Below are 18121 nucleotides of genomic sequence, written 5' to 3'. Positions count from 1 at the left end.
ACCCGAATCGCCTGCCGGATGCTGCAAGCGAAGGTTCCAATCCGAACACCGTTTCCCCAGGCGTTGGGCCATCAAACGACCGTTTTGGTGTTGATCCGTCACAAGTATTTATATAATTTTGGGGAATTAGCTTATTACCGGATTCACCACTACGGAGCAGGTTTCATGACCCCACGGTCCTTATCCGGCGCGCTCATGCTGAGCGCACTGTACGCCGCCTCGGCGGCCGCACAGGGCGCGCCAGATGGCAAACAGATCAGCACGCAGGGCGCCAACGGCGCGCCGGCCTGTATCACCTGCCACGGCGCGCGCGGCGAAGGCAATCCGGCCGCCGGCTTCCCGCAGCTGGCCGGCATGGGCGCGAGCTACCTGCAAGAGCAGCTCGACGCCATGGCCAACGGCTCGCGCGTCAGCCCGGTCATGGCCGCCACGGCCAAGGCGCTGGACCCCGCGCAGCGCGAAGCCGTGGCGCGCTATTACGCCGAACTGCCCTCGCCGCTGGACCTGGACCGCCTGGCCGCCACCGCCATGCAGCCGGCCAGGCCGGCCGACACCGGCGCCTGGCTGGCCACCCGCGGCGCCTGGGACAAGAACGTGCCCGCCTGCAACCAGTGCCACGGACCCGGCGGCATCGGCGTGGGCCAGAATTTCCCCGCGCTGGCCGGCCAGCCCGCGGCCTATATCGCCGGACAATTGCGCGCCTGGCGCCAGGGCCAGCGCCCGCCCGGCCCGCTGGGCCTGATGCCGGCTGTGGCGACCCGCCTCTCGGAAGACGAAATCGACGCCGTCTCCGCCTACTACGCCGGCCTGCCCAAGGCTGCCACCTCCACCGCCGCTACCGGAGCAAAACAATGACCGCCCTGCGCCTGCGCCTGCTCTGCGCCGCCGCCGGCCTGGCCGCGTCCGCCTCGCTGTCGGCCGCCGAGCCGCGTCCTTCGTTCACGCCGCCTTCGGCCGCGTCCCTGCCCGACGACGAGTTCGGCAAGGCCGTGCGCGAAGGCGAGCAGATCTTCCTGCACACGCCGAAACTGGCCGGCAAGTTCGTCGGCAACGACCTGAACTGCGTCAGCTGCCACCTGGACGCCGGCCGCCGTCCCGATTCCGCCCCGATGTGGGCCGCCTACGTGCTGTATCCCGCCTATCGCGCCAAGAACGGTCACGTCAACACGCTGGCCGAGCGCCTGCAGGGCTGTTTCCGCTTCAGCATGAACGGCAAGGCGCCGCCGGCCGACGATCCCACGCTCACGGCCCTGCAGACCTATATGTTCTGGCTGGCCAGCAAGGCGCCCACCGGCGTCAAGCTGGAGGGCCAGGGCTACCGCAAGCTGCCGCCGCCGGCCAGCAAGGCCGACTACGTGCGCGGCAGCAAGGTCTACGCGCAATATTGCGCGCTCTGCCACGGCGCCGAGGGCCAGGGCCAGAAGAACGGCAAGCACTGGGTGTTCCCGGCCCTGTGGGGTCCGGATTCCTTCAACTGGGGCGCGGGCATGCACCAGATCGGCAACGCCGCCGGCTTCATCAAGGCCAACATGCCGCTGGGACAGGCCGGCATGCTGAGCGACCAGGAAGCCTGGGACGTCGCCTACTTCATGAACGCGCATGAACGCCCGCAGGACCCGCGCTATACCGAGTCGGTCGCGGCCACGCGGGCCAAGTACCACGACAGCGAGGATTCGCTGTACGGGATCGAGGTCAACGGCCATCTGCTGGGCAGCGAGGCGCCGGCCCCCGGCGGCAAGCTGAACGCGGCGGGCGCCAGGACCGGCGGCTGAGGATCGCGGAATATGCGGCGCGGCCAGGGTTTTCGCCCTGCCGCGCCGCGCGATTTGCTATCCTCTCAGTCTTAGCATTACGCCCCGATCACATTCATGCACGCCAACCCCGGAAACGTCTTCATGGTCGTCGCGCCCAGCGGCGCCGGCAAGTCCAGCCTGGTCAAGGCCTTGCTGCAGCAAGACCCTTCCATCCTGCTCTCCATTTCCTGCACCACCCGCGCCCCGCGCCCCGGCGAAGAAGACGGCCGCGAATACCGCTTCGTGTCCACGGCCGAATTCCAGCGCCTGCGCGAAGCCAACAACCTGCTGGAATGGGCGGAAGTGCATGGCAATTTCTATGGCACGCCGCGCGACCGCATCGACGAAGCCACCCGCGCCGGACGCGACGTGCTGCTGGAGATCGACTGGCAGGGCGCACGCCAGGTCCGCCAGCGCTTTCCGGGCGCGATCGGCGTGTTCGTGCTGCCGCCGTCCATCGACGAACTCGAAAGCCGGCTGAAGGCGCGCGGCCAGGACGAACCGCAAGTGATCGCGCGCCGGCTGATGGCCGCCGGCGGCGAAATCGCGCACGCGCCTGAATGCGAATATGTTATTATTAATCAAGAATTTAGCGTAGCCTTGTCGGAATTGACTCAAATAGTCAGCGCCGCCCGGCTACGTTTTTCGTCTCAGGCCGCCCGGCACAGCCAGTTGTTCTCGCAACTCGGCATCCCGGCCGAACACTGAAGCGCAAGCATTCTCCCTATCCTCCATCAGCACCAGGTGTCCTAATGGCTCGCATTACCGTCGAAGACTGTCTGACTCAAATCCCCAATCGTTTCAAGCTCACGCTGGCCGCGACCTACCGCGCCCGCGAGCTGGCGCAAGGCCATGCCCCGCGCCTGGACAGCAAAGACAAGCCCACGGTCACCGCCCTGCGCGAAATCGCCGGCGGCCTCACCGGCGTGGAAATGCTGCGCAAGGTTCCGACCTGATCCGATTCGGGGGGCGGCAAGCATGGCTTTTCCCGGGCTGAAGTACGCCTCATCTGGTCTGCTTGCCGCACTGCGCGCCGGCTCCCGTCTCGGGCGCCGCACGGGCAAGAAAGCCAAGAACCTCCCCGCGCCGCCGTCCGTCGCCGCCCAGGAAGCGGCGGACGCGACCGCCTCGCCGGTCGCCTCGCTGGCGCCGCTGACCGAAATCATCGGCAGCTATCTCGACAAGAAAGACGTGGAGCGCGTGCGCGAAGCCTATCGCTTCGCCGACCAGGCGCACCTGGGCCAGTTCCGCGCCAGCGGCTCGCCCTACATCTCGCATCCCATCGCGGTCACTGAAATCTGCGCCGGCTGGAAGCTCGACGCCAACGCCCTGTCCGCGGCGCTCTTGCACGATGTCATGGAAGACCAGGGCATCGCCAAGCACGAGCTGGCCGAGAAATTCGGCCCCGAGGTCGCGGAACTGGTCGACGGCCTGTCCAAGCTGGACCGCCTGGACTTCGCCACCAAGGCCGAGCAGCAGGCCGAGAGCTTTCGCAAGATGCTGCTGGCGATGGCGCGCGACGTGCGCGTCATCCTCATCAAGCTGGCCGACCGCCTGCACAACATGCGCACGCTGGACGCGGTCAATCCCGAAAAGCGCCGCCGCATCGCCCGCGAAACCCTGGACATCTACGCGCCCATCGCGCACCGGCTGGGCCTGAACCTGCTGTTTCGCGAACTGCAGGACCTGTGCTTCGCGGCCATGTACCCGAACCGCTATCAGGTGCTGTACAAGGCGGTGCTGGCCGCGCGCGGCAACCGCCGCGAGGTCATCACCAAGATCGCCGATTCGGTGCGCGCCGCCCTGCCCGCCGCCGGCATCGAGGCCGAAGTCACGGGCCGCGAGAAAACCCTGTTCGGCATCTACCGCAAGATGGTCGACCAGAAGAAGTCGTTCTCCGACGTGCTCGACATCTACGGCTTTCGCGTCATCGTGCACACGCTGCCGGAATGCTATCTGGCGCTGGGCACGCTGCATCAGCTCTACCGCCCGGTGCCGGGCAAGTTCAAGGACTACATCGCCATTCCCAAGGTCAACGGCTACCAGTCCCTGCACACCACGCTGGTCGGCCCCTACGGCACGCCGGTGGAATTCCAGTTCCGCACGCGCGACATGCATCACGTGGCCGAGGAAGGCGTGGCCTCGCACTGGCTCTACAAGGGCGCCGACCTGACGCTCAACGACCTGCAGAAGCGCACCCACCAGTGGCTGCAATCGCTGCTGGACATCCAGAGCCAGACCGGCGACTCCGGCGAATTCCTGGAGCACGTCAAGGTCGACCTGTTCCCCGACGCGGTCTATGTGTTCACGCCGCGCGGCAAGATCATCTCGCTGCCCCGCGGCGCCACGCCGGTGGACTTCGCCTACGCGATCCACACCGACATCGGCAACCAGGCGGTGGCGGCCAAGGTCAACGGCGAGTTCGTGCCGCTGCGCACCGAACTCAACAGCGGCGACACGGTGGAGATCGTCACCTCCCCCGCTTCGCGGCCCAATGCGCAGTGGCTCAACTACGTGCGCACCGGCCGCGCGCGCTCCGAGATCCGCCACTACCTGCGCACCGTCAAGTACGAGGAATCGGTGGCCTTCGGCGAGCGCCTGCTCGGCCAGGCCATGCAGGAACTGCGCATGCCGCTGCCGGCCACCGACGACCCGGCCTGGCAGAAACTGGCACGCAGCACCGGCGCCAGCTCCCGGGAGGAAATCCTGGCCGACATCGGCCTGGGCAAGCGCCTGGCGGCCGTCGTGGCGCGCCGCTTCGCGCCCGAACACCAGCTGGTCGCCACCACCGCCGCGGCCGTGGACGAACTGACCTCGGCGCGCAGCGCGCCCATCCTGATCCAGGGCAACGAAGGCCAGGCCGTGCAACTGGCGCCCTGCTGCGGCCCGCTGCCGGGCGATCCCATCGTCGCCGGCATGCGCATGGGGCACGGGCTGGTGGTGCACACCGCGGACTGCCCCGTGGCGCTGCGCCAGCGGCTGCGCGAACCCGAACGCTGGATCAACGTGGGCTGGGACGCCCACACCGCCAAGCACCTGTCCACGCGCCTGGACATCGTCACCCGCAACGAGCGCGGCGTGCTGGGAAGGCTGGCCGCCGAAGTCACCGCGGCCGACGCCAACATCATGCACGTCACCATGCACGACGACGCGGTCTCGACGGTGTCGCTGCACCTGACCATCCAGGTCGACAGCCGCAAGCACCTGGCGCAGGTCATCCGCGCCATCCGCCACGTGCCGCAGGTGCAGAAGATCGTGCGGGTGAAGGGGTAGGCGCCGGCCGCGTCAGGCCACGTGCTGCAGGAAATCCTTCAACCGCTGGCTGGGCGGGTTGCCCAGCAGTTCGGCCGGCGGGCCGTCGTGGGCGATCTTGCCGGCGTCGATGAAGATCAGGCGGCTGCCGACCTTGCGGGCGAATTCCATTTCATGCGTGACGACCACCATGGTCATGCCCTCTTCGGCCAGGTCGCGCATGACCTTCAGCACCTCGTGGCGCAGCTCCGGGTCCAGCGCCGAGGTGGGCTCGTCGAACAGCATCAGCTTGGGCTTGATCGCCAGGGCGCGCGCGATCGCCACGCGCTGTTGCTGGCCGCCTGACAGCTCCGAAGGATAGTGGTTCATGCGCTCGGCCAGGCCGACCTTGGCCAGCAGGCCCTCGGCCAGTTCGCGCGCCTCGTCGCGGCTCTGGCCGCGCGTGTGCACCGGCCCGAACATGACGTTCTCCAGCGCCGTCATCTGCGGAAACAGATTGAACTGCTGGAACACCATGCCGGCTTCGCGGCGGATTTCGCGCACCTGCGCCGCCCCGCCCAGGACGCTCAGGCCGTCGACCAGCAGGTCGCCGCCGTTGATGGTTTCAAGCACGTTGATACAGCGCAGGAAGGTGGACTTGCCCGAACCCGACGGGCCGACCACCACCACCACTTCGCCCGCGTCGATGCTCAGCGAAATCTCGTCGAGCACCGTCGACTCGCCGAATCGTTTGGTGACCTCGTGAAATTCGACCATGCTCATAGTATGCGCATCCTTTTTTCGACCAGGTGCAGCGTCAGGGCCAGCAGGCCGGTCAGGATCAGGTAGATGATGGCCACCGCCGACCAGATCTCGACCGCGCTGAAGTTGCTCGCCATGATTTCCTGGCCTTGGCGGGTCAGTTCGGCCACGCCGATCACGATGAACAGCGACGAGTCCTTCAGGCTGATGATGCACTGGTTGCCCAGCGGCGGGATCATGCGGCGAAACGCCACCGGCCCGATGATGTAGAACAGGATCTTGTGAAACGGCAGCCCCATGGCCTGCCCGGCCTCTTTCAGGCCCTTGTGCACCGACAGCAGCGAGCCGCGCACGATCTCGGAGATGTAGGCGCCCGAGTTGATGATGAGCGTGGCGATGGCGGCCCACTCCGCCTCGACCCGGATATCGGCCAGGAGCGGCAGCGCGAAGTAGATGAACATCACCTGCACGACGATCGGCGTGCCGCGGATGACCGCGACGTAGACCTGCGCGATGGCCGAAAGAATGGGATGCCCGTAGGCGCGGGTCACGCCCGACAGCGCCCCCAGCAGGAAACCGCCGACCAAGCCCCAGAAGGTGATCTTGATCGTCAACAGCGTACCCTCCAGCAGGTTGGGTAACGCGTCTTTGATTACAGTCCAGTCGAACTCCACGATAGTCCCCCCATGATCCGGCAAGGGGCGCCCGCAAGGCGCGGGCGCCCAGGTAGCGGTTCAAGCCCGGGACGTCAGGGCTTCTTGCCGAACCACTTCTCGTAGATCTTGTCGTATTCGCCGTTGGACTTGAGGGTGGCCAGCGCCTTGTTCACCTGCGGCACCAGGTCGCTGCCCTTGGGGAAGGCGATGCCGTAGAAGTCGCCGCTCTTGACCGAGCCGACCACCTTGACGCGGCCCTTGCCCGCCGTGTTGGCGTAGTACTGGACATTGGGCGTGTCGTGCACGGCGGCGTCCACGCGGCCGGTGGCCAGTTCCAGGTAGGCGTTGTCGATGTTGGGGAAGAGCTTGAGCTTGGCGTCCGGCACCTGGGCCTTCAGGAAGTCCACGGTGGCGGTGCCGGTCTTGACCGCGACGCTCTTGCCGGCCAGGGACTTGGCGTCCTTGATGTCGGTGTTCTTTTCGCCGACCAGGATGGACAGGCCGCTTTCGTAATAGGGATCGGAGAAGTCGACGACTTTCTTGCGGTCGTCGCGGATGGTGATGCCGGCCAGCGCGGCGTCGATGTTCTTGGTCTGCAGGCCGGGGATGATGCCGGCGAAGTCCATGGGCTGCAGCTTGTATTTCAGGTTGAGTTCCTTGGCGATGGCCGCCCAGAGATCGACGTCGAAGCCCGTGTAGGTGTTGCCCTGCTTGAACTCGAACGGAACGAAAGCGGTATCGGTGGCGACCACCAATTCCTTGCCTTGGGCCTGGGCGGCGGAGACGGCGCCGAACATGGCCAGGGACAGGCCGGCCAGCGCGGCGGCGACTTTGCGTTTGATCATGAAACTCTCCTCTTGGGGAACCGTCGGCCCCCCTCGGTTGTTGTAAGGGCATGATTCCTGGGCTACACCGAGTCCTCGGGGCAACTTACCGAGGATCTTAACGCATCCCCTACACCGGCTGCTTCCGAAAAAATACAATCGGCTGGACACCCGGAGAATCACATGGCCTACAAGTACGTGCGCATCTGTGGAAACCGCCGCCAGGCCGGCGTGGCGCTGGGCAAGCTGGCCCGCCCCATCATGTCCGCCTATCTGGCGCAAAGCGGCACCTGGGAAGCCTTGCGGCCGTGGCGCGGCCACGCCTTCCTGGACGAACTCGGGCAGCAGGCCCGCGCCGCGCTGCCGGCGGTCTGGGAAGAGCTGGAGGGGCTGGCCGAGGGCCTGCGCCTGCCGCTGGAGGACGTGCTGCTGTGGAATTGCCGCGGCGACCTGCTGCACAGCACGGCCGACGGCTGCACGTCGGTGGCCCTGCGGACCGCCGACGGCGCGCGCTGGATCGCCCACAACGAAGACGGCGACCCTTACCTGCGCGGGCGCTGCCACCTGGTGGACGTGGCGCTGGACGACGCGCCCGGCTATCTGAGCTTCTACTATCCCGGCTCGCTGCCGGGCCACACTTTCGGGGCCAACCGCGCCGGCCTGGTCCAGACCATCAACAACCTGCGCACGCGCCAGCGCCATCCCGGCGTGCCGCGCATGCTGCTGGCGCGCGCCGTGCTCGACTGCGCCACGCTCGACGAGGCCGTGGCGCTCTTGCGCGCGCTGCCGCATTCCGGGGGCTTTCACCATCTGCTGGGCGCCGCGGGCGACCCACGCATGTTCAGCGTGGAGGTCGCGCCCGGCGCCACCTCGGTGCTCGATACCGGCCCGCGCTACGGCCATGCCAACCACATGGTGCACGCGCAGACCGCCGGGCTGGCGCAGGTCATCACCGACTCTTCGCGGGCGCGCCAGCACCGCATCGAGCGCATCGTGGACGGCTGGTCGGCCGGCGCCGGCAGCACCGACCTGCTGGCCGCGCTGCACGACACCGAGGGCGATCTGCCCATTCTGCGCATGGCGGCGGACGATCCCGACGAGGAGAACACCCTCGCCACCGCGGTCTTCGAGATCCGCGACCCGGACGTGACGCTGCGCGTCTACGACCGCAGGAACAAGGCGGAGATCGCGCTGGACGTCATGTCGGAACCGGAGTGAAGCGCACGGGCGCCGCCAGCGCGGCGCCCGGCGGCATCAGGCCTGTCCGTAGCCGCCGCCTCCCGGCGTCTCGATCACGAACACGTCGCCCGGATGCAGCTGCGCGCTGTCCTGCGGGCCCAGCTCCTCGACGCTGCCGTCGGCGCGCTCGACGGCGTTGCGGCCCATCGCGCCGGGCTGCCCGCCGGCCAGGCCGAAGGGGGCATAGCGGCGGTTGTTCGACAGGATGGCCGCCGTCATCTCCTCCAGGAAGCGGACGCGGCGGATGCCGCCGTCGCCGCCCGGATAGCGCCCCGCTCCGCCCGAGCCCTTGCGGATCTCGTAGGACTCCAGCCGCACCGGAAAGCGGAACTCCAGCACTTCCGGATCGGTCAGGCGCGAGTTGGTCATGTGCGCCTGCACCACCGACGTGCCCGCGAAGCCCGGATCGTGCGGGCCGGCGGCGTCGATGCGCACCGGCCCCGCGCCGGTGCCGCCCGAGATGGTCTCGTAGTACTGATGGCGCGCGTTGCCGAAGGTGAAGTTGTTCATCGTACCCTGGCTGGCGGCCAGCACGCCGAGCGCGCCGTACAGCGCGTTGACGATGCACATCGAGGTCTCGACGTTGCCCGCCACCACCGAGGCCGGCGGATTCGGGCGCAGCATCGAGCCTTCCGGCAGGACGATGGACAGCGGCACCAGGCAGCCGTCGTTCAGCGGGATGTCGTCGTTGACCAGGGTGCGGAACACGTACAGCACCGCCGCCACCGCGATGGCGCCGGGCGCGTTGAAGTTGTTGTCCAGCTGCGGCGAGGTGCCGGTGAAGTCCACCACCGCGCTGCGCGCCTCGGTGTCCACCCGCACGGCCACGCGGATCACCGCGCCGTTGTCCAGCGGGTACTCGTAGCTGCCGTCCTTGAGCACCGAGATCACGCGGCGCACCGCCTCTTCGGCGTTGTCCTGCACGTGCCCCATGTAGGCGCGCACCACGTCCAGGCCGAAGTGATCGCACATGCGCAGCAGTTCCTGCACGCCTTTCTCGTTGGCGGCGATCTGCGCGTGCATGTCGGCGATGTTCTGGTCCGGGTTGCGCGCCGGCCAGCGGCCGGAGCCCAGGATGCCGCGCGCCGCCGCCTCGCGGAACTCGCCGTTCTTGACCAGCTGGAAGTTGGTGAAGAGCACGCCTTCGTCTTCCACGGTCCTGGAATCGGGCGGCATGGAGCCGGGCGTGGTGCCGCCGATGTCGGCATGGTGGCCGCGCGAGCCCACGTAGAACAGGATCTCGCGTCCCTCGCGGTCGAACACCGGGGTGATGACGGTCACGTCCGGCAAGTGGGTGCCGCCGTGGTAGGGATCGTTGACCACATAGGCGTCGCCGGGCGCCATGCGGCCGGCGTTGGCCTGCATGACGGTGCGCACCGACTCGCCCATGGAACCCAGGTGCACCGGCATGTGCGGCGCGTTGGCGATCAGGCGGGCCTGCGCGTCGAAGATCGCGCAGGAAAAGTCCAGACGCTCCTTGATGTTGACCGAATAAGCCGTGTTCTGCAGGCGGTAGCCCATCTGCTCGGCGATGGACATGAAGAGGTTGTTGAACACCTCCAGCATGACGGGGTCGGCCTGCGTGCCGATGGCGCGACGCTCCGGACGGGCCTCGACGCGGCGGATCACGAAGTGATCCTGCGCGGTCAGCTCGGCCTGCCAGCCCGGTTCGACCACGGTGGTCTGGTTGGGCTCGGAGATGATGGCCGGACCGGCCACCACGTCGCCGCCCGCCATGTCCTCGCGCACGTACAGGGGCGTGTCGCGCCAGGCGCCGCCGCTGTACATGCGCACGCTGCGGCGGGCGGCCAGCGCGCCTTCGCGCACCCGGGCCGCCTGCGCCGCGGCGACGCGTTCGCCGCCGCCGGTGGCCTCGACCGAAATGGTCTCCACCACCAGTTCGCGGTCGGGCATGAGGAAGGAATAGCGCTGGCGGTAGGCGGCCTCGAAATCGCGGCGCACCTGCTCCAGCCCGCCGTACGCGACTTCCAGCGCGGTGTCGGTGCCGCGGTATTTCAGGTGCAGGCGGCGCTGCACCGCGATGTCGCCCTCGGCCACGTGCTGGCGGCGCAGTTCGCCCACCGCCTGGCCCGCCAGTTCGTCCAGCTCGCCCGCCAGCTCGCCCATCAGTCCGGCGTCCAGCACCTTCTCCACCGTCTTCTGGCGCATGTCGGTCTGGTCGGCCAGGCCCATGCCGTAGGCCGACAGCACGCCGCCCAGCGGATGCGCGAACACGGTGGTCATGCCCAGCGCGTCGGCCACCAGGCAGGCGTGCTGCCCGCCCGCGCCGCCGAACACGGTCAGCGCGTACTCGGTCACGTCGTGGCCGCGCTGCACCGAAATGCGCTTGATGGCCTCGGCCATGTTGCCCACGGCGATTTCCAGGAAGCCCTCGGCCAGCTGTTCCGGCGTCATGTCGCGGCCGGTGGCGGCGCGCACTTCATCGGCCATGGCCTGGAAGCGCTGCGCCACCACGTCGCGGTCCAGCGCCTCGTCGGCGTTGGGGCCGAACACCTTGGGGAAGAAGTCCGGCTGGATCTTGCCCAGCAGCACGTTGCAGTCGGTCACCGCCAGCGGGCCGCCGCGGCGGTAGCAGGCCGGGCCGGGATTGGCGCCGGCCGAATCCGGGCCCACGCGCAGGCGCGCGCCGTCGAAATGCAGGATGGAGCCGCCGCCGGCGGCCACGGTGTGGATGCTCATCATCGGCGCGCGCATGCGCACGCCCGCCACCAGGGTTTCGAACTCGCGCTCGAACTCGCCGGCGTAGTGCGACACGTCGGTGGAGGTGCCGCCCATGTCGAAGCCGATCACCTTGGGAAAGCCCGCCGTCTCGCTGGTGCGCACCATGCCCACGATACCGCCGGCCGGGCCGGACAGGATGGCGTCCTTGCCGCGGAAGCGGTGCGCGTCGGTCAGGCCGCCGCTGGACTGCATGAACATCAGGCGGATGCCGGGCAGCTCGCCGGCGACCTGATCCACGTAGCGCTTGAGGATGGGCGACAGGTAGGCGTCGACCACCGTGGTGTCGCCGCGCGACACGAATTTGATCAGCGGGCTGACCTCGTGCGAGGCCGAGACCTGCGGAAAACCGATATCGCGGGCGATGGCGGCGGCGCGCGCTTCATGCTGCGGCGCGTGCCAGGCGTGCATGAAAACGATTGCAACGGCGCGGATGCCGGCGTCATGGGCAGCCTGCAGGCCGGCGCGCAGGCTGGCTTCGTCCAGCTCGCGGATCACCGCGCCGTCGGCCGCCACGCGCTCGTCGGCTTCCAACACCGACTCGTACAGCATCTCGGGCAGCGCCACGTTGCGGTCGAACAGTCGCGGCCGGTTCTGGTAGGCGATGCGCAAGCCGTCGCGAAAGCCGCGCGTGGTCACCAGCAGCGTGCGCTCGCCCTTGCGTTCGAGCAGCGCGTTGGTGGCCACCGTGGTGCCCATCTTCACGCATTCCACCTGCTCGGCGGGCACCGGCTGGCCGGGCGCGATGCCCAGCAGCTTGCGGATGCCGGCCACCGCCGCGTCGCGGTACTGCTCGGGGTTCTCCGACAGCATCTTGGCCGTGGTGGTGGTGCCGTCGGGACGGCGCGCCACGATGTCGGTAAAGGTGCCCCCACGGTCTATCCAGAATTGCCACTTCATAGGTGTCCTTGAATACAGAAAGCCGCCGCGGCGCTGGGCGCGGCCGGTTGCCAATGGCGGGGACTTGCCCCGGATCTTTATTGATATGGGTGCGTGGGCCGCTCAGAGCGACGTCGCGGCCCGGGCCGCCTGGTCGTACAGGCCGGACAGCGCGCGCAGCGTATGCGCGAGCTGGCGGCTGAACTCCAGCCCGCCCGCGCCCGGCGCGTTCAGGCCCGAGGTCAGGCACTGCTCGCGGATGTCGGCGTAGCGCTTGAGCACCGCCGCGCCCTCTTCCGTGACGCTGTAGAACACTTCCTTGCTGCTGCGTTCGCCGCGCACCACGCCGATGCGCTCCAGTTTCTTGAGCGAATAGCTGACGATGTGGGTGTCCTCGACGTTGAGCGTGAAGCAGATGTCGGCCAGCTTCTTGGCGCGCTGCCGGTGATAGACGTGGTGGAACACCATCACGTCGGTGGCGGTCAGGTCGGGCAGCCCGGCCGCGGCCATGCAGCGCACGGTCCAGCGGTCGAAGGCGTGGCCGGCGATCATCAGGCCGAATTCCACCTCGGACAGGTCAGGCGCGCTGCCGCTGGCGAGATGGGCCGATGAAGCGATCAAGGCGGATTTCATGGAAAGCGGGAGCCGGGTTAGTCTGGACGAAATACTAATAATTTATCGACATTTCATCAATAAAAAGTCATCGTCAGACGGCCGATTTCCCCGCTTTACAGGGAATACCCCTAGGCCTTGGAAAAAATCGTCAGGGCGCCGACCAGCCCATCGGCAGATTGGCCCGGATCAGCGAGCCGGCAATGGAAATACGCGCCGCGATCTCGGGCATGGGATCGCCCGGGCCGAACCAGCGCGCGTCGGCGATCTCGTCTTCCTGCACGCGGATCTCGCCCGAGACGTAGTCGGCCGTGAACGCCACCATCAGCGAATGCGGGAACGGCCAGGACTGGCTGCCGAAGTACCGCAGGTTGCCGACCTTCAGGCCGACCTCTTCGAGCACCTCGCGGTGGATGGTCTGCTCGATGCTCTCGCCCGGCTCGACGAAGCCCGCCAGCGCCGTGTAGCGCGCCGTGGCCGTGGCGGTGTGGCGCGCCAGCAGGATGCTGTCGCCCTTGCGGATCAGCACCATCATGGCCGGCGAAATCCGCGGATAGGCCGAGAACCCGCAGGACGGGCAGCGCAGACAGAATTCCGTGGGCGAACGCTGCGCCCGCTCGCCGCAGGCGCCGCAGTAGCAGTGCGTACGGGCCCATTCGGCGATCTGGTAGGCGCGCCCGGCCAGCGCCATGCGCTCGTCGTCGAGCACGCCGAACAGCGAACGCAGCTTGCGGAACGCATAGCCCTCGGGCGCGTCGACGCCGGGCTCCACGTGCACGGTGCGGTGGGGCGTGTCGGGCAGCATCCAGATCGGCTGCAGCACCTCGGCGCGCACGCCGATGCGTTCGCACAGATCCATGTCCGGCAGCACGCCGGAATCGGCTTGGACCAACAATTCATCACGACGAAAAACGAAATTCACGCGCAGCCTCGGCCCATGCAGTAAATAGCGCAATCTTAGAAGAAAAACAGCGGCCGCAAGCGGCGCGAACGCGCAGCGTCCAACGATTGAACCCTCAAGCATCGCGGGCCCGCGCGCCGCCCTAGGAATAACCCGTAAAGACGCGATTTCACGCGCCCCGCCGCCGCACGGCAACTTAGAATGGCACGGCTTTTCAGCTGCGCGTCATTGCCGCAGCGCTCGCTTTCGCAATGCCTGTCGGGCACCGCCCGGCTCTACCATACGCAAGGAAGAACCACCCATGTACAAGAAACTTTCCCTGTTGGCCGGCAGCATCGTCCTGGCGTTCAGCGCGGGCGCGCAGGCCCAGACCAAATGGGACCTGCCCAGCGCCTACCCGGCCAGCAACTTCCACGTCGAAAACCTGACCTCCTTCATCAAGGACGTCGACACGCTGTCGCAAGGCAAGCTGAAGATCACGCTGCACAACAACGCCTCGCTGTACAAGGCGCCCGAGATCAAGCGCGCGGTGCAGGGCAACCAGGCCCAGATCGGCGAAATCCTGCTGACCAACTTCGCCAACGAAGATCCGGTCTACGAACTCGACGGCCTGCCCTTCCTGGCCACCGGCTACGACGCTTCGTTCAAGCTGTACCAGGCGCAGAAGCCGTTCCTGGAGAAGAAGCTGAACGCGCACGGCATGACGCTGCTGTACGCCGTGGCCTGGCCGCCCCAGGGCATTTTCGCCAACCGCGACATCAAGCAGGTGTCCGACATGAAGGGCCTGAAGTGGCGCGCCTACAGCCCCGTGACGGCCAAGATCGCCGAACTGGTCGGCGCCCAGCCGGTGACGGTGCAGCAGGCCGAACTGGCGCAGGCCATGGCCACCGGCGTGATCGATTCCTACATGTCCTCGGCCTCCACCGGCTACGACACCAAGACCTACGAGTACATCAAGAAGTTCTACGACACCCAGGCCTGGCTGCCCAAGAACGCCATCATCGTCAACAAGAAGGCGTTCGACGCGCTCGATCCGGCCACCCAGGCCGCGCTGAAGAAGGCCGGCGCGCAGGCCGAGGAACGCGGCTGGAAGCTGTCGCAGGAAAAGAACAAGTGGTACCAGCAGGAACTGGCCAAGAACGGCATGGAGACCATCCAGCCCACCGCCGAACTGAAGTCGGGCCTGTCGGAAATCGGCAAGCGCATGCTGGATGACTGGCTCAAGAAGGCCGGCGCGGACGGCCAGGCCATGATCGACGCCTACAAGAAGCAGTGATATTTCCATGCGCCGCTTTCTAGATGGTCTTTACGGCGCGGCCGGCCTGCTGGCCGGCCTGTGCACGATCGGCGTACTGGTTTCGGTGCTGGCCGCGATCATCGCGCGCCAGCTCCACATGAACATCCCCGGCACGGACGCCTATGCCGGGTACTTCATGGCCGCCGCCGGCTTTCTCGCCCTGTCCAGCACCTTCAAGCACGGCGAACACATCCGTGTGACGCTGCTGCTCAATTCGCTCAACCCGGCCGCCAGCCGCCGCCTGGACCTCTTCGCGCTGTCCGTGGGCTGCGTGCTGGCCGCCGCCTTCGCGTTCTTCAGCATCAAGCTGACGTACGACTCATGGCAGTTCAACGACATCTCCACGTCCAACGACGCCACGCCGCTGTGGATTCCGCAGATCAGCATGGCGATCGGCACGGTGCTGTTCCTGGTCGCCCTGATCGACGAACTGATCCGACGCCTACGCGGCCAGGCCGCCGCCACTTCGCAGCAAACCCATGAATGAAATTCTCGTCATTACCCTATTGGTCGTCTCGATCTTCGCGCTGCTGGGCTGCGGAGTCTGGGTCGGCCTGACCCTGGCGGGAACGGCCTGGATCGGCATGGAGATCCTCTCCAGCCGTCCGGCCGGCGACGCCATGGCCGTCACCATCTGGGGCGCGGCCTCCAGCTGGACCCTGACCGCGCTGCCGCTGTTCCTGTGGATGGGTGAAATCCTGTTCCGCACGCGCCTGTCGGAAGACCTGTTCAAGGGCCTCGCGCCCTGGCTCAACCGGCTGCCGGGCCGCCTGCTGCACACCAACGTGATCGGCTGCGCCATCTTCGCCGCAGTCTCGGGCTCGTCGGCGGCCACCTGCGCCACCGTCGGCAAGATGACCATCCCCGAGCTGACGCGCCGCGGCTACCCCGAGGACAAGATCCTCGGCACGCTGTCGGGCGCCGGCACGCTGGGCCTGCTCATCCCGCCTTCGATCATCATGATCGTGTACGGGGTGGCGGCGGACGTGTCCATCGCCAAGCTGTTCATCGCCGGCATCGTGCCCGGCCTGCTGCTGGCCGGGCTCTTCATGGGCTATATCGCCTGGTGGGCGATCCGCAATCCCAAGGCGGTGCCGGCGGCCGATCCGGGCCTGACCTTCATGCAGAAGCTGTCGCGCTCGCGCCACCTGATCCCGGTGCTGCTGCTGATCGCGGCGGTGCTGGGCTCGATCTATTCGGGCATCGCCACCGCCACCGAAGCCGCGGCGGTGGGCGTGGTGGGCGCGCTGATCCTGTCGGCGCTGCAGGGCTCGCTGAACCGCTCCAGCTTCATGCAGTCGCTGCTGGGCGCCACCCGGCTGTACTGCATGATCGCGCTGATCCTGGCGGGCGCGCAGTTCCTGACGCTGGCGATGGGCTACATCGGCCTGCCGCGCGCGCTGGCCGAGTGGATCGGCGGCCTGGGCCTGTCCCAGTTCGGGCTGATCATGGCGCTGATGGTGTTCTTCATCGTGCTGGGGTGCTTCCTGGACGGCATTTCCATCGTGGTGCTGACCATGGGCGTGCTGCTGCCGACGGTGCAGGCCGCCGGCCTGGACCTGATCTGGTTCGGCATTTTCATCGTGTTCGTTGTAGAAATGGCACAGATCACGCCGCCGGTGGGCTTCAACCTGTTCGTGCTTTCGGGCATGAGCGGCAGGGAATTGCCGTACATCGCGCGCGCCTCGATGCCGATGTTCTTCCTGATGATCCTGGCCGTGCTGCTGCTCTATCTGGTGCCCGGCATAGCGACCTGGCTGCCGCAGCACATGACGCTGTAGTGCCGGGCCCCTCGCCCCGAAAACCCCGGTTTGCGCCGGGGTTTTTTATTTTTCCGGCGCTCTCGCGGTTTGCGATTCTGTAAACCCGGGAAAACGCCGAACGAATCCGTCCCCTGCTGGCGCGCCAACTTTTCTAGAATCCCGAGGCGCCCATGCCGCTTGCCGGCGTGGGTTCAGTTGTGCCACCTGGGCGGCCGCCCGGACCCGCGCTTACCCCAAGCGTCGGAGCGGCCGGCCCGGCGCCCGGCGATCCGCCGCGCGCATCTGGCCGGGCCACAAGCCCGGCGCAACCAAGAACAGCTACATCAGGAGGAGATCCGCATGAAACGCATCACCCTATCGCTCGCCCTTGCCGGCCTGGGCATGGCCGCCGGCACGGCGTCCGCCGAGACCAGCGTCACCCTGTACGGTATCGCCGACGTCAGCATCCGCTACCTGAGCACCAGCTCCGGCGCGGTCGGCGAAGACGGCAGCCGAGTGTCGATGGAGAACGGCGCCATTTCCAACAGCCGCTGGGGCCTGCGCGGCTCGGAAGACCTGGGCGGCGGCAACCGCGCCTTCTTCCGCCTGGAGAACGGCATCAACCTGCAGAACGGCAGGGGTTCGGACACCAGCAAGGCCTTCAGCCGCCTGGCCTACGTGGGCCTGGACGGCGGCCAGATCGGTACGCTCACCCTGGGCCTGCAGAACACGCCGATGTTCGACCTGCTGGCCGATTACTTCGATCCGCTGACCGTGGGCAACTACGACCAGAACGCCTGGCTGCCGGCCGCCATGTCGCGCGTGCGCACCAACAACATGACCAAGTACGCCAATACCTTCGGCGACCTGTCCATGGTGCTGTCGTGGGCCAACGGCGAAGACTGGGACGACCACAAGGCCGGCCAGCAGTACGGCGCCAGCCTGCGCTACACCATCGGCCAGCTGGGTCTGGGCGCGGCCTACCAGCAGACCTACGCGGGCACCGATTCCGACCTGCGCCAGCGCGTCTGGAACCTGAACGCCTCGTACCAGTTCGACGGCGCCAAGCTGTTCGTCGGCTACTACAACGGCCGCGACGAAACCGGCTGGGTCAATGGCGTCATGGGCGGCACCACCACCGCCAACCTGGACCGCAAGGACAACGGCTACTTCGCCGGCGTCACGTGGCAGGCTACGCCGCGCTGGGCCATCACCGGCGCGGCCTACTTCGACCAGAGCAAGAACGTCGAGGAAGAAGGCGACAAGGGCAAGCGCTACGCGCTGGTCGCCGTGGCCGAGTACTCGCTGTCCAAGCGCTCGCAGCTGTACGGCACCGTGGACTGGAACAAGGTCAGCGACGCCGCCAGCGGCGAAATCGCCGGCAAGAGCAACCAGGTCGGCGCCGCCGTGGGCTTCCGCCACATCTTCTGATGTCTCTCGCGCCGG

General features: G+C 67.4%; 16 protein-coding genes. 10 read left to right on the top strand and 6 right to left on the bottom strand.

All coding sequences use genetic code 11. The features are described 5' to 3' along the window. Positions 1–165: 165 nt before the first annotated feature. From A6B37_RS04640 to A6B37_RS04620, 5 genes are all read left to right on the top strand, one after another. Positions 166–855: a c-type cytochrome gene (locus tag A6B37_RS04640; RefSeq protein ID WP_111825043.1), complete on the top strand. Its 690-nt coding sequence runs from the start codon at positions 166–168 to the stop codon at positions 853–855. After that, positions 852–1772 carry a c-type cytochrome gene (locus A6B37_RS04635; protein ID WP_111825042.1) on the top strand — a complete coding sequence of 307 codons (921 nt, stop codon included), beginning with the start codon at positions 852–854 and terminating at the stop codon, positions 1770–1772. Before A6B37_RS04640 ends, A6B37_RS04635 begins: the two co-directional genes overlap by 4 nt. Before the next feature lie 96 nt (positions 1773–1868). Continuing rightward, the gene (gene gmk / locus A6B37_RS04630; RefSeq protein WP_168202110.1) at positions 1869–2501 is read left to right on the top strand and encodes a guanylate kinase; all 633 of its coding nucleotides are present in this window, start codon (positions 1869–1871) and stop codon (positions 2499–2501) included. 44 nt (positions 2502–2545) lie between these two features. Further along, positions 2546–2749 (top strand): DNA-directed RNA polymerase subunit omega, encoded by a 204-nt coding sequence (gene rpoZ / locus A6B37_RS04625; protein WP_102771334.1) that lies wholly within the window; start codon positions 2546–2548, stop codon positions 2747–2749. Positions 2750–2771: 22 nt separating this feature from the next. Further along, on the top strand, positions 2772–5066 hold the full coding sequence (locus A6B37_RS04620; protein WP_111825041.1) for a bifunctional (p)ppGpp synthetase/guanosine-3',5'-bis(diphosphate) 3'-pyrophosphohydrolase: 2295 nt from the start codon (positions 2772–2774) through the stop codon (positions 5064–5066). 12 nt (positions 5067–5078) lie between these two features. Here the strand turns inward: A6B37_RS04620 and glnQ are convergent, their stop codons facing one another. The 3 genes from glnQ to glnH all read right to left on the bottom strand — a co-directional run bounded on the left by glnQ (position 5079) and on the right by glnH (position 7287). Beyond that, entirely contained in the window at positions 5079–5807 is a 729-nt protein-coding gene (glnQ, locus tag A6B37_RS04615) for a glutamine ABC transporter ATP-binding protein GlnQ (RefSeq protein WP_102771335.1), read from the bottom strand. Continuing rightward, complete coding sequence (gene glnP, locus A6B37_RS04610; RefSeq protein ID WP_111825040.1) at positions 5804–6460, bottom strand: glutamine ABC transporter permease GlnP; 657 nt, start codon at positions 6458–6460, stop codon at positions 5804–5806. The genes glnQ and glnP overlap by 4 nt, the downstream gene beginning before the upstream one ends. A gap of 74 nt (positions 6461–6534) precedes the next feature. Next, the gene (glnH, locus tag A6B37_RS04605) at positions 6535–7287 is read right to left on the bottom strand and encodes a glutamine ABC transporter substrate-binding protein GlnH (RefSeq protein WP_102771337.1); all 753 of its coding nucleotides are present in this window, start codon (positions 7285–7287) and stop codon (positions 6535–6537) included. A 162-nt stretch (positions 7288–7449) separates the two neighbouring features. Between glnH and A6B37_RS04600 the strand changes: the two genes are divergently transcribed. Next, complete coding sequence (locus A6B37_RS04600; protein ID WP_111825039.1) at positions 7450–8484, top strand: C45 family peptidase; 1035 nt, start codon at positions 7450–7452, stop codon at positions 8482–8484. 36 nt (positions 8485–8520) lie between these two features. On the opposite strand, the gene A6B37_RS04595 is transcribed toward A6B37_RS04600, so the two are convergent. The 3 genes from A6B37_RS04595 to nudC all read right to left on the bottom strand — a co-directional run bounded on the left by A6B37_RS04595 (position 8521) and on the right by nudC (position 13657). Next, entirely contained in the window at positions 8521–12144 is a 3624-nt protein-coding gene (locus A6B37_RS04595; RefSeq protein ID WP_111825038.1) for a hydantoinase B/oxoprolinase family protein, read from the bottom strand. A 102-nt stretch (positions 12145–12246) separates the two neighbouring features. Continuing rightward, positions 12247–12756, bottom strand: coding sequence for a winged helix DNA-binding protein (locus A6B37_RS04590; protein ID WP_102771340.1), 510 nt, complete (start codon positions 12754–12756; stop codon positions 12247–12249). Between the two features lie 130 nt (positions 12757–12886). Further along, positions 12887–13657 carry an NAD(+) diphosphatase gene (gene nudC, locus A6B37_RS04585; protein ID WP_111825037.1) on the bottom strand — a complete coding sequence of 257 codons (771 nt, stop codon included), beginning with the start codon at positions 13655–13657 and terminating at the stop codon, positions 12887–12889. A 280-nt stretch (positions 13658–13937) separates the two neighbouring features. Here nudC and A6B37_RS04580 point away from each other — a divergent pair, with 280 nt between their 5' ends. The 4 genes from A6B37_RS04580 to A6B37_RS04565 all read left to right on the top strand — a co-directional run bounded on the left by A6B37_RS04580 (position 13938) and on the right by A6B37_RS04565 (position 18106). Next, positions 13938–14912 (top strand): TRAP transporter substrate-binding protein, encoded by a 975-nt coding sequence (locus A6B37_RS04580; protein ID WP_111825036.1) that lies wholly within the window; start codon positions 13938–13940, stop codon positions 14910–14912. Positions 14913–14919: 7 nt separating this feature from the next. Continuing rightward, on the top strand, positions 14920–15420 hold the full coding sequence (locus A6B37_RS04575) for a TRAP transporter small permease (protein WP_111825035.1): 501 nt from the start codon (positions 14920–14922) through the stop codon (positions 15418–15420). Then, positions 15413–16714, top strand: coding sequence for a TRAP transporter large permease subunit (locus A6B37_RS04570; RefSeq protein WP_102771343.1), 1302 nt, complete (start codon positions 15413–15415; stop codon positions 16712–16714). The genes A6B37_RS04575 and A6B37_RS04570 overlap by 8 nt, the downstream gene beginning before the upstream one ends. Before the next feature lie 321 nt (positions 16715–17035). After that, a complete protein-coding gene (locus tag A6B37_RS04565; protein ID WP_111825034.1) occupies positions 17036–18106 on the top strand; it encodes a porin in 1071 nt (356 codons plus the stop codon). Positions 18107–18121: the final 15 nt, after the last annotated feature.

The sequence above is a fragment of the Achromobacter sp. HZ01 genome (assembly GCF_003267925.1).
Classification (GTDB): Bacteria; Pseudomonadota; Gammaproteobacteria; order Burkholderiales; family Burkholderiaceae_B; genus Achromobacter; species Achromobacter pulmonis_A.
Note: the sequence above shows the minus strand (reverse complement) of the source record. Positions and strands in the feature narration are given on the sequence as shown.